The sequence below is a fragment of the Paraburkholderia panacisoli genome (genome assembly GCF_008369935.1).
Classification (GTDB): Bacteria; Pseudomonadota; Gammaproteobacteria; order Burkholderiales; family Burkholderiaceae; genus Paraburkholderia; species Paraburkholderia panacisoli.
In genome coordinates this window covers 152456-167142 of the sequence record NZ_VTUZ01000015.1, presented here as the reverse complement: position 1 = coordinate 167142, position 14687 = coordinate 152456, and the positions used below count along the sequence as shown (strand labels likewise).

The window sequence follows — 14687 nt, the reverse complement described above, 5'->3', positions numbered from 1 at the left end:
GATCGCGATGCTTGTGCTGCTTTCCTGGTTTTGCCAGGCGGTATTTCTGGTCGTAGTCGTCTATTTTGCGCTATACGTTCTGCTCGAACTGCGGGTCTTTCTGATTTCGCGAAAGGTCGAACGACGCAAATTGACCGAACTCGCGCATTCGTCGGCCGACGCCGAAACCGAAACGGCTCGCTGGCCGTCGGTGAGCGTGCTGCTGCCGATCTACAATGAATCGGAAGTCGTGGAGCGGCTGATCGATGCGGTGTGCCGTCTGCGCTATCCGGGCGAATTGCTCGAAATTCTGGTGCTCGACGATTCGTCGGATGGCACCACAGAACTCGCACGCGTGCGTGTGGGGCAGCACGCGGCGCAGGGCGTCGATATTCGTCTCGTCAAGCGCCTCAATCGCAAGGGCTATAAAGCGGGCAATCTGGTCAACGGCATTCAGCAATCGCGCGGCGAATTCTTCGCGATCTTCGATGCCGATTTCGTGCCGCCCACCGACTTTCTGCTCAAAACCATTCCGTGTTTCAAGGACCCGAAGCTCGGTTTTCTGCAAACGGGCGTCGGTTACGATAATCGCGATGTGTCCTTTCTTACGCGCTTCCAGGCGATGGAGATGGGCCATCAACAATATGTGACGGTCGGGTTGAGCGAAGACGGCGACATGGCGTCGCTCAGCGGCAGCTCATGCGTCTGGCGCAAAGTGTGTGTGGATACGCTGGGCGGCTGGAACGCGTCGACGGTAACCGAAGACGTCGATCTCGGCTATCGCGCGCAATTCGGTGAATGGAAATATGCTTATTTGCGTAATGTGGTGTCGATGTCGATGCTGCCGGAAACTATGAGCGCCTTTCGGATTCAGCGCGAGCGCTGGGGTCGCGGGCTCATTCACAGCGGTTTCAAGCATTTCAAGCAAATGCTCTCGCAGCGCATGCCGCTGATAAAACGCATGCACGCGATGTCTGTGATGTTTTCGTCGGTGCTGCTGGCGTCGATCTATGTGCTGGTATTGCTGAGTTTGCCGCTCACTTATCTCGTGCATTTCGATGGCGCGGGCATGCGTTGGGGCGCCATTGCATTCTTCGGGCTCGTCGTGCTCTGGGGGCTGGAGAACGCATTCGGCGCGCGTAGAGGCGCGCGCTTCGACGGCAAGTCGAATGTGCTGAAAGACCTCTGGGATACCTATCGGTATATCGCGATGTTCTTGCCAATGGCCTGGTATTACTTTGCAGGCGGCGTGCGCGTGCTATTCGGCGTGTACGACGATTTTCATCGCACGCCGAAGGGCAAGCACGGCTATCGCGCGATTGTGCCGCGTATCAATTCCACATTGCTTGCCGGTGAGATTTTCACCTTTCTCTATTCGACGGCGACGGTTTGGGTGGCGTTGCGAAGCGGGAATTACTTTTTGATTCCGTTGAATGTCACCGTGTGTGTCGGCTTCAGCATGGTGTTGTATTGGTCGTGGCAAGACCGGCGCGCGTAGAGAAGGGAGTCGCATATGTCGACCAATCTCACGATCCGTCCCGCGCGAGCACGAGTTCGAGTTCTTTCTCGGCGCTCCCGCCGCGCAATGCATCGCGCTTCTCTGTGGGCTCGCGACATCCCCGCCTCAGCGCAAATCGATCACATAGATCAATGCAACGACAAGCAGGGGCTGCACTGGGCACCCGAAAGCGCCCAGTCATGACGGAGAAACGGAGCGGCTACTCGCGTGCCGCAACACGGCGTGAGGGCCGTCAAAAGTGCGAAAGCGGTCCACGATAAGCGATCGCGGCGAGCGCAATGAGGCTCGATGAAATCGTCGGCAGCGCGACGTCCAAGACCTTGTAGGCGTCCCACTGCCACGGAAACCAGCCGATCGCCCAAGTATAGGCATGTGGCGAAAACGCGAGCGCCTCCTCGGGCCGCAAGGTTTCGAGCTCCATCTCGAGCTTCTTGCGCGACCAATACCAGACGACTACGCCGAGCGCGCCGATTCGAAAGTCGAACAACAGTCCGAGCGGGATCTGAATCAGCAGTCCTTCCAGGCAATGCGATAACGACATGCGCCAGCGCACCGCGGCGAACCAGTTGAGCAAGGCACTCATTTCGTCTCCTTTGGGCAATTCTTATGGCGCGCGATCTCGTAGCTGATGATCTCGCGCTCGGTTTCGGTTGTGTCCGCGCTCGAGGCCGTCATCTGCGTCAGCCATGAGCATGTCGTTTCGATGACGTGTGACGCGGGCGGCGGGCAATGATGCGCGCTGCCGGCGAGCGCCGCGACTATGAGGACAATCAGAAGGCGCATGGTCAGTCCTTCCGGAGCGCGCTGAGTTGCTGCAGCTCCGCGTCGACGTTGGCATCGGCAACTGCCTGCTGATCGGCCTGTGCCTTGTTGGGTGCGTCCTGCTGCGAGGTGAGCGCCGCCGCAGCATTACCTACGGCCACCGAGGCCTGAGCCCTCTACTGGTCCCAGCGGCCTTGGCGGTCGCCGTCTTGGGCCTGCTGATGGCGGAACACACCGAAGAGCACTCCCACCATGCCGACGAGCCACGAGATGATAGCCGTCAGATGCGCGGTAAGGAAGGTGGCGATGAGTGACATGGTGGATTTGTCCCTGTACCTCCGGACGCCGCCTCATACTTAATGGCATGGACGCCTTCCCGACGCGACCCAAGCATTGTTGACGGGCAGCCGCAAGAAAGCGGCAATCAGTTTGGGCGGGGGTGCGGACCAGTCATGACCGTTGCGGGTAAAGAGCTGTGCCCTGCGGCGTCGATACGAGCCATCATGCGATAGCCGTCGAAATTGATTCCATATGAACAGTCGCCGAGGCACGGCGCCGGTCAACGAGCACAATGGCGAGAAGCCGCGCAGGGTAAAGGGACGGGTGCGAAGCGCCCTGAAAGCCATAAGGGACAACTATCACATCGCGATGATTTTGCCGATAACCCCGTATTGTTTCGCCGATTATCATTGAATGCCGAAGGGTAAGGAAGCGTATCGGTCGGTCGTGCCGCGCATCAACCCCGTACTGCTGGAGGGTGAAATCGTCACGTTATTTTATTCATTTGTAGCCGTCCTGATGGCTTTGCGCCGGGGACGTTATTTTCTGATTCGCCTTAGCTTGACCGTGTGCGTGGGCTTTGAAATGGTTCTCTATTGGATTTGGCAAGAAGGAAACACACGCAAACGCACCTGATTCAGACGGTCTTTCCGGCCCAGGGGCAACCTACGGTGAAGCAGGTGGCAACCTCGCGGAGATGCCTTGTAATCATGAGGTGGCGGTTTGGCGAAGGGCGAATGCCAAGGGCAGGAAGGAAAGTCGAAAGCAAGCCAACAGTGCGCATGTGCCGAAAATACGACACATCCGACTCGGCGTTCTACTCGCGACGAGCGGCTTGCCAATTACCGAATATTGGGGGCGTGAAGATAACAACGGACGGAATGGCTCAAATCTCGGCAAAAGTTCACCGAAACGCCGTCGTTAGCCGCCGATTTTGTTTTCAAAACGTCGGTGTTCCCTCGCTCGCCGTTTTGCCCAGGCAACGTGCGCGTCTATCGAGGTGGGGAATTTGAAAAAAATGGATCGCGTTGGCGCTCCTGGCGAGTTGGCAAGTTCGCGTAATACTGTAAGATAGCGCCAAAATATTAATCTTGACGCGCAAACCACCAAAGCGAAGTGCATCAGCTGCCAATCCCGTCCGCTGCCTGATTGGAATATCAGGGTGTGTTTAGCGTTTGGGATTTTGCAGTTGCATGGACTGCACTGACGAAATAACAAAGTCCATTTAGAAATGATGGAAAAACAATACTGTTTGAAATGGGGCAAGTAAGCGCGGGCGGGGAGCGTGGGGTTGTTATTACGGGCAGTAGCGCTGGACTTGGGCGTGCCCTCGCGTTATGTTATTCCGCGCCCAATATCACGCTAGGCCTGATTGGCCGGAATCCCGAGCGACTGGAGTCCATCGCGTCGGAATGCCGCGCGCGCGGCGCCGAAGTCGTGATCGGCTGCTTGGACGTGCGCGATTCGGCCGCGATTCAGCAGTGGGTGTTCGATTTCGACCAGCACTGCCCAATCGATTTGCTGATCGCCAACGCCGGCGTCGCCAGTACGCTCCAGTCGGCCGATGACTGGGAAGGCATCGACCGTACCACCGGTGTTATCGATACGAATCTCTACGGCGCGCTGCATACGGTGCTGCCGGTCATCGAGCGCATGCGTTCGCGCCGAAGCGGTCAGATTGCCGTCGTCAGTTCGCTGGCCGCCCTCAGAGGAATGGCAATCTCTCCCGCCTATTGCGCAAGCAAAGCCGCACTCATGTCCTACTGCGATTCCGTGCGTCCCATTCTGGCGCGAGACCATGTCGCGCTGTCGGTGATCATGCCAGGATTCGTCAAGACCGCCATGAGCGACGTGTTTCCCGGCAACAAGCCATACATGTGGTCCGCCGAGAAGGCCGCGCTACATATCCAGCACAACCTTGCCCGGCGCAACGTCGAAATTGCGTTTCCGTTTCGTTTGGCGTTTGGCATGAAACTGCTGCGCCTGTTGCCGGCGAAGGTTGCGGACGCAATTCTCGGCAGGCTGTCCTATCTTCCGCGCGAGGAGCTTTAAGTGCCGTATTGGCCAGTCGTCGCGGCCGCCGCCGTCGCGCTTTCTTTTGCTGTCGATGCGGTACCGACTCCCCGAGCTTCGTACCGTCCCGCAGCGGCAGTGTCATTGCACTTGGCAGCCGTGGCCGTGCTGGGCGGCTGCGGGATTGCGATCACCGCAAGGCCGTTTTTCTCCATCGGCGTCGCCATCGTTTTGATTGCACTGCTCGCGGTCGTGAGCAATGCAAAATTCGAATCGCTGCGTGAACCCTTCGTTTTTACCGACCTGAGCTTGTTCAGCCAGGTCTTTTCGCATCCCCGCCTATATTTGCCGTTTCTAAGCCTCGGAAAGACCTTGGTCATTGTGATTGGCGTGGCCATCGCCGTGACTGGATTTTTCATCGAGAATCCGATCGGCGTGCATGTGCGCGCCATGGCGGCGCTAGTGGCGGCCGGCTGTCTGGCAATCTGTTTTGCGCTGTCGAACCGGGTGCCGCTGACGCTCGATCCGATGGAAGACCAGCGGCGCTGCGGATTTTTCGCAGTATTCGTTGCATATCTGATCAACGGCTTTCGTCGCGCCGAGCGACGCGCGTTCGCGCGTGCCGTTGCGCACGGTCCGTTTGCGAGCGGGCAACCGGGCACGCGTGCTGACGTGATCGTGGTGCAGAGCGAATCCTATTTCGATGCCCGCCGCCTAAGCGCTCATGTGTTGCCGGATTCGTACGCGAACTTCGACAAAGCGAGGCGTGAGGCATTCGAGCATGGCGTCCTGACGGTGCCGGCATGGGGCGCGAATACGATGCGCAGCGAGTTCGCGATGTTGACCGGCTTGCCGTCGACGGCGCTCGGCTACGCCCGCTTCTATCCGTACATGTTCGTGCGCAGCGCATGCGCATCCATAGCAGGATGGTTCAAGCGAGGCGGATACCGGACGCTCGCGATCCACCCGTATTACGCGAGTTTCTTCGGCCGGGACAGGGCATTCCGGCAGATGCGGTTCGACCGGTTTATCGACATCCGCGATTTTGGAGAAGCGGCTCGAGTCGGCCCGTATGTCGGGGATGCGGCGGTTGCGGACGCCATCATCGCGGAGCTGCGGCGCAGCGATGACAAGCCGGTATTCGCGTTGGCAATCACGATGGAAAACCACGGCCCATTGCATCTGGAGTCGGTCGCATCCGGCGAATCCACGTCGAGACACACCCTCGGCGACGACAGCCGCTGGCGGGACCTTACCGCGTACCTGCGGCATGTCGAAAATGCAGACAGGATGATCGGAAAGCTGACCGATTTTCTGCGCGAGCGGGCGCGGCCAACCGTACTTTGTTTCTACGGCGACCACGTTCCCGCGTTACCACGAGTTTTCGATGCACTCGGAGCCACGCCGGCCACGAGTGACTATTTCATTTGGCGGAACTTCGGAGAACGCTTCGGCGAACAACAGGGCATTCATGTCGAGAACCTCGGCTTTGCAATCCAGCGCGCGATGACGCAGAAAAGCGTCGGCATCCGTGTTGAATCGCAAAGCGAGGACGCAGCACACGCCGAATATTAAGATGAAGAAAAAAATCGCAATTGTTGGGATGGCATGTCGCTTTCCCGGTGGGGTCGAGGGGCCCGACGATTTCTGGCAACTGCTTTGCGATGAACGCGACGCAGTCAGCGCCATTCCGCACGAGCGTTTCGGCACGGCGTTCCATCAGCATCCGGCGAAGCGCGAACCGGGCAAGGCCTATACGTTCGCCGCGGGCGTCCTGAACGATGTCGCGGGCTTTGACGCCGGGTTCTTCGGCATCTCGCCGCGCGAAGCGACGCAGATGGACCCGCAGCAGCGGCTGCTGCTGGAACTCGCGTGGGAAGCATTCGAGGACGCCGGCGTGCATCCGGCCGCGATGCGCGGCCGCGATTGCGGCGTGTTCGTCGGCGTGGCCGCCACGGATTACGGCAACCGCATCCTGGACGATCTGAATTCGATCGATCCTTACTCGGCGACCGGCAACACGCTCAGCATCGTGTCGAATCGCGTGTCCTATATGTTCGACCTGCGCGGTCCGAGCATGGCGGTCGATACCGCGTGCTCGTCGTCGCTGGTCGCGCTCCATCAGGCCGTCCAGGCGCTGCAGTCCGGCGAGACCGGGATGGCGCTGGCCGGCGGCGTCAATCTGCTGCTGCACCCGTTCGGCTTCGTCAGTTTCTCGAAGGCGTCGATGCTGTCGCCGCGCGGCCGTTGCCGCGCGTTCGACGCGACCGGTGACGGCTATGTCCGCGCCGAAGGCGGCGCGTTCGTGCTGCTCAAGCCGCTCGATGAGGCACTGGCGGACGGAGATACGATCCACGCGGTCATCGCCGGATCGGGCGTGAACTCGAACGGCCATTCGCACGGTGGCATCAACGTGCCGGCCGCGGCCACGCAGGCGGAGCTGCTGCGCTCGGTCTATCAGCGCGCCGCTGTCGATCCCCGCTCGCTCGCCTACCTGGAGGCGCATGGCACCGGCACCGCGGTCGGCGATCCGATCGAGGCGCGCGCGCTGATCGAGGCGGTGTCGAGCGGCCGTGCCGCGGCTGATCCGCTGCTGATCGGCTCGGTCAAGTCCAACATCGGTCACCTGGAAACCGCATCGGGCATGGCAGGCCTGCTGAAGGCCGTGCTGTGCCTCAAGCATCGCGCGGTGCCGCGCTCGCTGCATTTCGACACACCCAATCCCGCTATCGATTTCGACGGCGGCCGCCTGCGCGTCGTCAATCGCTTCACGCCGCTCGAACGGGGCGATGCTCCGCTGACGATCGGCATCAACTCGTTCGGCTTCGGCGGAACGAACGCGCACGTCATCGTGACGGAAGCGGTCGAGCCGCAAGCATCGAACGCAACCATGACGCAGGCGCCGACGCCAGCTAATGCGCCGTTGCCGCCGCTCGTACTTACGGCGCGCGCACCGGGCGCGCTGGCGGCGCTCGCGGCGCGCTATCTCGCGCGCTTGCAGGCCGGCGCGGATTGGATCTCACTCGCCGCCGGCGCGGCGCGCCGCCGTCAGTGGCACGATCACCGCGCGGTCGTCGCACCGGCCAATCTGGACGAGGCTCACGCGGCGCTGACGGCGCTTGCGGAGCCGGCTGCCGATGCGCTGCCAACGTGCGTCGCGCAAGGCCAGGCCACGGAGGTGGCGTCGCAGGTTGCGTTCGTCTATGCGGGCAACGGCTGTCAGTGGGCCGGGATGGGCAAGCAGCTGTACGCGCAGGACCCCGTGTTCCGTGCGGCGCTCGACGAAGTCGACGCGCTCTGGCGCGCGGACGGCAATGCATCGCTCGTCGCCGCGATGTGCGACGGCGTTAGCGCCGAATGGCTCGCGGCGACCGAGAACGCGCAACCGCTGCTGTTCGCGATGCAGGTCGGCATCACGCGTGTGCTCTCCGCGCGCGGCGTGCAGTGCGACGCGACGCTCGGCCATAGCGTCGGCGAGATCGCGGCCGCATGGGCGTCGGGTGCGCTGACGCTGGCCGAAGCCGTGCGCGTGATCCGCTTCCGCAGCGGCGCGCAGGCCTTGACGCGTGGCGCGGGCAGGATGGCGGCGGCCGGCGTCGGGGAGGCCGCTGCGCGTGAATGGATCGAGCGCCTAGGTCTTGCTCCCACGGTCGAAGTGGCCGGCACCAACAGCCCGGAAGCCGTCACGTTCGCCGGCTCGCCGCACGCGCTTGAGGCCATCGGCGCGGCGCTCGCTGGCGCCGGTCATTTCTTCCAGATGCTCGATCTCGATTACGCGTTCCACAGCAGCCATATGGACGTGATTGAGCCGGTCGTGCGCGACGGGCTCGCCGATCTCGCGCCGCGCGACGGCCACACGCGTTTCGTCTCGACAGTCACGGGCGACACGCTGCCCGGCACCGCGCTCGATGCCGGCTACTGGTGGCGCAACATCCGCGAGCCGGTGCGTTTCGGCGATGCGATCGCGCACCTCGCCAACGATCGCGTGCGCGTATTCATCGAAGTGGCGCCGCATTCGATCCTGCGCACTTACGTGAAGCAGACGCTCGCAACGCTGAAGCTGCCCGGCGCTGTGGTACCGACGCTCAAGCGCCATCACGACAGCGCGGAGATGCTTGCGCATTCGATTCTGTCGGCGGTGGCGCACGGCGCGCGCGTCGATCTGGAGCGCTTCGTCCCGGACGCGCCGCGCACCGTGTTGCCGAGCTATCCGTGGCAGCGCGAGCATCACTGGATCGAGCAGACCGTCGAAGGAAACGGCGTCGTGACCCGGCGCGTCGATCATCCGCTGCTCGGTTACCGGCTGCATCAGCACGCGTTCGCGTGGGAAAACCAGCTCGATCCGCAGCGCGTGCCGATGCTGGCCGATCACGTGGTCGACGGCGGTGTCGCGTTTCCCGGCGCCGGCTATGTCGAGATGGCGCTCGCGGCCGCGCGCACGTTCTTCGGCACGGCTGACGTCGCGCTCGAGAACGTCGAGATCCGCATGCCGGTCGTGTTCCAGCCGCAGCACGCCAAGCTGTTCAGGTTGGCGATCGACCCGCGAACCGCGTCGTTCACGATCGAAACGCATGACCGGATGAGCGAGGGTCCGTGGAATCTCAACGTGACGGGGCGCTTGCTGGAGAGTGGCAACACGCTCGGTCCTGACAGCGTGGCGGACGCATCGGTGATCGCCCGTTTGCAGGCAAGCCCGGCGATGCGCGGCGACACGTTGTACGCGAGTACGACGGCGATCGGCCTGAGCTATGGCCCGGCGTTCCGCTGGGTGCAAGCCGTACACGTCTCGGCCGACGAGGCACTGGCCGATCTCGAAGCACCGTCGGACCTCGGCGGCGCGCAGGCGCTCGCCAACTATCTATTGCATCCCGCGTTGATGGACAGCGGCTTCCATCCGCTCTTTGCCGTGCTCGGGCAGGACGGTGCTGCGCCCAGCGAAGCACGCGCGGCGTTCGTCCCCGTGCAGATCGGGCGCGTCGATTTCCTGCGCGGCGATCCGGTGCGGCGCGTGCTGGCGCGCGTCCATCGGCGCAGCCCGCATTCCATCGTGGCGTCGTTCGAGTTCCTCGACCCGCACGGTGCGATCGTCGCCCGCCTGTCCGCGTGCCGTTTCCGCCGGGTCGATCTGGCAGGCCGCCGGCACGGCGCGCCCGCGCGCTTTGCGTACGCGCTCGAAGCGCGGCCGTTGCAGGCCGGCTTCACTGCCGGCACGCTGCCGCCGCCGGCGGTACTCGTCGAGCGCGCCAACGCGCAGGTGTCGTCGCGTGAAAACGCCGCCGGCCGCACGCGTCACTTGACCGAAATTCTGCCGCTCGTCGACGTGTTGGCGGGCTTGCATGCGCTGGAAGCGCTCGACGCGCTGGACGCGTTCTCGCAGCCCGCGCTGCCGGCGCACCCGAATCCACAACTGGTCGCGCGGCTCGCGCAGATCGTCGTTGAAGACGGGCTGGCCTATTTCGACGGCGCCCGTCTGGTGCGCGACGACGAGGCCTGCGCGGCGATGCCAGCGCGCGATGCGCTGTGGCGCGACGTGCTCGCCGCGTCGCCGGCGCACGTCGCCGAATTGACGCTGCTCGCGCACGTCGGCGCGGCGCTGCCGCGCGTGCTGTGCGATGCCGCGCCGCAAGGTGCCGCACTGCTGTCGCCGACGGGGCGCAGTCTCGTCGAACAATATTTCGATGCGGGGCCGACCTGGGCGCATACGCGCGCGATGCTCGCCGCGTGCGTCACACAGGCTGTCGCGACATGGACGCAGACGCGCCGCGTGCGCGTGCTGGAGATCGGCGCGGCAAGCGGCGATGTATTGCAGCCGCTCGACTGCGACGTGCCCGCTGGGCGTTGCGAGTACACGCTGGCAGGCCCGCAGCAGTTGATCGGCGTCGACACGGAAGGGCATGCGCACGTGCAGACACTGCCGTTCACGCTCGACGAGCCGCTGTTCTCGCGTTACCGGGATACCGTGCCGTTCGACGTGATCGTCGTCAACCGGCTGCTTGGAGAGCACCCGGACCCGTTGTCGGCGCTTACGTCGATCGTCGAACGGCTTGCGCCGGGCGGGATCGTCGTACTCGCCGATGCGCGGCGCGGCCGTTTCGCGGACATCGTGTTTGGCGTGGCCGGCCGCGAGATTGCCGCGACGGCGCATGGCGCGCTGACGCCCGCCACACTCGTGTCGCTGTGCGAGCGTGCGGGTCTGGTCGACATCGTACGCGACACGGAACAGGACCTCGATCTCGAGGGCACGCCGACTTTCATCGTCGCGCGTAAGCCTGTCGCGAATGCGCGGCAAGAAGCGGCTTCACAGGGCGAGCGCCGCGCGCTTCAGTCAAGCGCATCCGACGGCGAACGCTGGCTGATCGCGCAGAATCACGCCGATGCGTTCGGCACCGCGCTGGCCGGCGAACTCACGCTGCTGGGATGCTGCGTCGAATCGGCGCCCGTGCGGGACGCGGCTGTATGGTCGGCGCGTCAGCCGGCAGGTCGGCGCTCGCATATCGTGTTCATTGCGCCGCACGTGTCGCCCAATGCCGACGGCGCAGCCGTAATGCAGGCGCAACGCGGCGGCGCGCTGGCGCTTGCCGCGCTTGTGCGCGAGCTCGATGTGGCCGGCGTGGCGGAGCGTGGCCGTCTGTGCGTCGTGACGCGCGGCGGCGCGCCGTTCGCAGTCGACGCATTGCCGCATCCCGAGCAGGCGAGCCTGTGGGGGCTCGGCCGCGTCATCGCGAATGAATATCCGGCGCTGTCGATGCGCCTGATCGACGTCGATCAGACCGGCGAGCAGCCGGCGCAGCAACTGGCGACGGCGCTCGTCGGCGACGACGGCGAAGAAGAAGTGCTGCTTGCGTGCGAGGGCCGCTATGTGCCGCGCATGCTGCCTGCCGCGCAGGCGGAGCAGCGCGGCAGCATGCCGGGCGACCCATCGGCCGCGGTGCTCGCGTTCGACATGCCCGGCTCGCTGCGCAACCTCGAATGGTTCGCGTTGCCGGCGCGCGATCTGGCGCCCGGCGACGTCGAGATCGAACCGGCGGCGACCGGGCTCAACTTCCGCGATGTGATGTACGCGATGGGCCTGCTGTCCGACGAAGCCGTCGAGACGGGTTTTGCGGGCGCGACGATCGGGATGGAACTGTCGGGCCGGATCGTGCGGGTCGGCGCGGACGTCGAAGGCTGGGCGCCGGGTGACGCGGTGCTCGGCTTTGCGCCCGCGTCGTTCGCGACGCGCGTGGTCACGCGCGCGACGGCGATCGCGCGCAAGCCCGAGCATCTGTCGTTCGAAGAAGCTGCGACGATTCCGACCACGTTCTTCACCGCGTACTACGCGCTGTGCGAGCTGGCGCGGATGCGACGCGGCGAGCGCATTCTCGTGCACGGCGGCGCGGGCGGAGTCGGCATCGCGGCGATCCAGATCGCCCGTCATCTCGGCGCGGAAGTGTTTGCGACGGCGGGCAGCGACGAGAAGCGCGAATTCATCCGTCTGCTCGGCGCCGATCACGTGCTCGACTCGCGCAGCCTCGCGTTTGCCGACGAAATTCTCAAGCGCACGAACGGCGAGGGCGTCGACATCGTGCTCAATTCGCTCGCGGGCGAAGCGATGGTGCGCAGCATCGATACGCTGCGTCCGTTCGGCCGCTTCCTCGAACTGGGCAAGCGCGATTTCTACGAAAATAGCCAGATCGGTTTGCGGCCGTTCCGCAACAACATCAGCTATTTCGGCATCGACGCGGACCAGTTGATGGGCGTGCTGCCCGCGCTGACCACGCGTCTGTTCGAGGCCGTGATGGAAATGTTCGCGAACGGCGCGCTGCATCCGCTGCCGTATCGCGCGTTCCCTGCCGCCCGCGCGGAAGAAGCGTTCCGCTACATGCAGCAGGCGCGCCAGATCGGCAAGGTGCTTGTCACGTATCCGTCTGGCACGCCGGCGCCGACGCGCGGTGTCACCCAGCCGACGTTGCAGCTGGATCCGCAGGCGGCGTATCTGATCGTCGGCGGGACCGGCGGACTCGGGTTCGCGACCGCTCGCTGGATGGTTGCGCGCGGCGCGCGGCACCTGACCCTCGCGAGCCGTGGCGGCGCTCTGGACACCGTGATGCAGGCCGAAGCCGACCGCTGGCGCGACCAACACGGCGTCACGGTGTCGGTGGTGGCGTGCGACGTGACCGATGCCGCGGCGCTCGCTCGGCTGATCGATGCAATCGAGGGCCGCGGCACGCCGCTCAAGGGCGTGCTGCACTCGGCGATGCGGATCGACGACGGACTGCTGCGCAACCTCGACGACGCGCGCTTCGCGGCCGTGCTGGAGCCGAAGGTCGCCGGCGCGTGGAACCTGCATCGCGCGACGCAACGCTGCGAGCTGGACTTTTTTGTGCTGTATTCGTCGGCAACGACCTATCTCGGCAATCCGGGGCAAGGCGCCTATGTCGCCGCGAACAGTTTCCTCGAGGCGCTCGTCGCGCATCGTCGCGCGGCGGGGCGGCCGGCTACCTTCATGGCGTGGGGGCCGATCGAGGACGTCGGTTTCCTCGCGCGCCACAGCGGCACGCGTGAGGCGCTGCAGGCGCGGATCGGCGGCGCGTCGATCACTTCCGACGAAGCAATGGCGGCGCTCGAACACGCGCTGGCGAACGGCGCGGCCGGCGAAGCCGTGGTGCGTCTGGACTGGCGCGCGATCTCGCGCGGCATGCCCGCCTCCCAGGCGCATCGCTACATGGCGCTGCGAACGGGCGGCGCGGCCGAGACGACCGGCGAGGACGGCGTGCTGCTGGCGCAGGTGCGCGCATTGCCGACCGCAGAAGCGCTCGCGCTCGTCGAAGCGGCGCTGCGCAGCCAGATCGCGCGCATTCTCCACATGTCGCCGGAGCGGATCGACCTCGACCGGTCGGTCCTCGATCTCGGGATGGACTCGCTGATGGGCATGGAACTCGGCATGGCCGTCGAGGAGTCGTTCGGCGTCAAGCTGTCGATCATGGCGATCGCGGAGGGCGCGACGGTCCATACGCTGGCCGTGCGCATCGTCGACATGCTTGACGAGCGCGGCGATGCTGGTGGCGAAGCGGCCGACGAGATGGAGGCGGCGCTCGTTGCACGCCATGCATCCGACGACGAAGCGCGCGCCATGCTCGAACTCAAGCAGGATCAAGCGCAGGACCAAAAGAACCAGGGAGCTGCACCATGCAAGTCGACGCCGGCGCTTGCCGAATGACGTTGCCACCGGGTTGGCACGCCGCCGAAGGCACACTGGCGAAGCCGCTGGTGTTGTCAGGACACGGCCTTCACACCGGGCGGCGCGTGCAGGTTCGGATCTCGCCCGTCGCGCTGTCGGGCGAGCGGCACGGTATCGTGTTTCGCCGGGTCCAAGGCGGGCGCGAACTCGGCGTGCTCGCCGCCGGTCCGGCAGTGCGCCACGCACAGCCGCTCTGCACGATGCTGCGGGGAGCCGACGGTGTCGGCGTGCGCACCGTCGAGCATCTGCTCGCGGCGCTGTTGGCGTGCGAGATCGATCACGCGGTCGTCGAACTCGACGCGGAAGAGGTGCCGATTCTCGACGGCAGTGCGCGGCCGTGGATCGAAGCGATCGAGGCTTGCGGCCGCACCGCGCTGCCGAGTCCGAAGCGCTTTCTGCGCGTGCTGAAGCCGGTGAGCGTCGTCGATGGCGAAGGCGCGGCGCGGCGCGAGTTGAGCGTCGAGCCAGCCGAGCATTACGAATTCAGCGTACGCGACGAACTCAAGGGCTTCGGCGACATGCAGTGGAACGGCCGCCTCACGCCACGCACGTTTGCCGACGATATCTCGTCGTCCCGCTCGTACGGACGTATCAAGTGGGCCGTGCCGGCGATCGTGGCGGGCTACGTGACCGGCGTGCCGATCCTGCGCGGCGCGCGGCCGTCGTGCACCGCGTCGATCATCGGCAATCACGTGATCGGCGGGCTGCGCGGCACGGACGAATTCGTGCGGCACCGCGTGCTCGATCTCGTCGGCGATCTCGCGTTGGCGGGCGGCCCGCTGCTCGCACGCGTGACGGCGTTGCGCCCGACCCACGAAATGAACTACCGGCTGCTCGCGAAGCTGCTCGGCACGCCAGGCGCGTGCGAGTGGGTCGACGCGTCGGCGTAACGCCGGACAAACTGAACAGAACGGA

Annotated in this window: 10 protein-coding genes; 6 read left to right on the top strand and 4 right to left on the bottom strand. The window is 64.7% G+C overall.

What is annotated here, in order from left to right; all coding sequences use genetic code 11:
- Window positions 1-7: 7 nt before the first annotated feature.
- Window positions 8-1477, top strand: a complete 1470-nt coding sequence (locus tag FVF58_RS23070; protein WP_149672148.1) for a glycosyltransferase — start codon at window positions 8-10, stop codon at window positions 1475-1477.
- Between the two features lie 253 nt (window positions 1478-1730).
- Here FVF58_RS23070 and FVF58_RS23065 read toward each other — a convergent pair whose 3' ends face one another.
- The 4 genes from FVF58_RS23065 to FVF58_RS51565 are packed head-to-tail and all read right to left on the bottom strand — an operon-like array spanning window position 1731 to window position 2577.
- Window positions 1731-2081, bottom strand: coding sequence for a hypothetical protein (locus FVF58_RS23065; RefSeq protein ID WP_149672147.1), 351 nt, complete (start codon window positions 2079-2081; stop codon window positions 1731-1733).
- Window positions 2078-2281, bottom strand: coding sequence for a hypothetical protein (locus FVF58_RS23060; protein WP_149672146.1), 204 nt, complete (start codon window positions 2279-2281; stop codon window positions 2078-2080). Before FVF58_RS23060 ends, FVF58_RS23065 begins: the two co-directional genes overlap by 4 nt.
- 2 nt (window positions 2282-2283) lie before the next feature.
- Window positions 2284-2421 (bottom strand): hypothetical protein, encoded by a 138-nt coding sequence (locus tag FVF58_RS51570; RefSeq protein WP_188130903.1) that lies wholly within the window; start codon window positions 2419-2421, stop codon window positions 2284-2286.
- A gap of 15 nt (window positions 2422-2436) precedes the next feature.
- Window positions 2437-2577, bottom strand: coding sequence for a hypothetical protein (locus tag FVF58_RS51565; RefSeq protein WP_188130902.1), 141 nt, complete (start codon window positions 2575-2577; stop codon window positions 2437-2439).
- A 376-nt stretch (window positions 2578-2953) separates the two neighbouring features.
- Here FVF58_RS51565 and FVF58_RS23055 point away from each other — a divergent pair, with 376 nt between their 5' ends.
- The 5 genes from FVF58_RS23055 (at window position 2954) to FVF58_RS23035 (ending at window position 14662) form a co-directional block, all read left to right on the top strand.
- Window positions 2954-3175: a hypothetical protein gene (locus FVF58_RS23055; protein ID WP_149672145.1), complete on the top strand. Its 222-nt coding sequence runs from the start codon at window positions 2954-2956 to the stop codon at window positions 3173-3175.
- A 621-nt stretch (window positions 3176-3796) separates the two neighbouring features.
- Window positions 3797-4591: an SDR family NAD(P)-dependent oxidoreductase gene (locus FVF58_RS23050; RefSeq protein ID WP_149672144.1), complete on the top strand. Its 795-nt coding sequence runs from the start codon at window positions 3797-3799 to the stop codon at window positions 4589-4591.
- The gene (locus FVF58_RS23045) at window positions 4592-6127 is read left to right on the top strand and encodes an LTA synthase family protein (protein WP_149672143.1); all 1536 of its coding nucleotides are present in this window, start codon (window positions 4592-4594) and stop codon (window positions 6125-6127) included.
- A 1-nt stretch (window position 6128) separates the two neighbouring features.
- A complete protein-coding gene (locus FVF58_RS23040; protein ID WP_149672142.1) occupies window positions 6129-13751 on the top strand; it encodes a type I polyketide synthase in 7623 nt (2540 codons plus the stop codon).
- Window positions 13748-14662 carry a UDP-3-O-acyl N-acetylglycosamine deacetylase gene (locus tag FVF58_RS23035; RefSeq protein WP_149672181.1) on the top strand — a complete coding sequence of 305 codons (915 nt, stop codon included), beginning with the start codon at window positions 13748-13750 and terminating at the stop codon, window positions 14660-14662. The genes FVF58_RS23040 and FVF58_RS23035 overlap by 4 nt, the downstream gene beginning before the upstream one ends.
- Window positions 14663-14687 lie beyond the last annotated feature (25 nt).

What these genes read in the sequence shown, in the direction of transcription:
- FVF58_RS23070 (WP_149672148.1), top strand. Translation starts at nt 8, where the DNA reads ATGCTTGTGCTGCTTTCCTGGTTTTGCCAGGCGGTATTTCTGGTCGTA.
- FVF58_RS23035 (WP_149672181.1), top strand. Translation starts at nt 13,748, where the DNA reads ATGACGTTGCCACCGGGTTGGCACGCCGCCGAAGGCACACTGGCGAAG.
- FVF58_RS23060 (WP_149672146.1), bottom strand. Translation starts at nt 2,281, where the DNA reads ATGCGCCTTCTGATTGTCCTCATAGTCGCGGCGCTCGCCGGCAGCGCG.
- FVF58_RS23065 (WP_149672147.1), bottom strand. Translation starts at nt 2,081, where the DNA reads ATGAGTGCCTTGCTCAACTGGTTCGCCGCGGTGCGCTGGCGCATGTCG.
- FVF58_RS23050 (WP_149672144.1), top strand. Translation starts at nt 3,797, where the DNA reads ATGGGGCAAGTAAGCGCGGGCGGGGAGCGTGGGGTTGTTATTACGGGC.
- FVF58_RS51565 (WP_188130902.1), bottom strand. Translation starts at nt 2,577, where the DNA reads ATGTCACTCATCGCCACCTTCCTTACCGCGCATCTGACGGCTATCATC.
- FVF58_RS23055 (WP_149672145.1), top strand. Translation starts at nt 2,954, where the DNA reads ATGCCGAAGGGTAAGGAAGCGTATCGGTCGGTCGTGCCGCGCATCAAC.
- FVF58_RS23040 (WP_149672142.1), top strand. Translation starts at nt 6,129, where the DNA reads ATGAAGAAAAAAATCGCAATTGTTGGGATGGCATGTCGCTTTCCCGGT.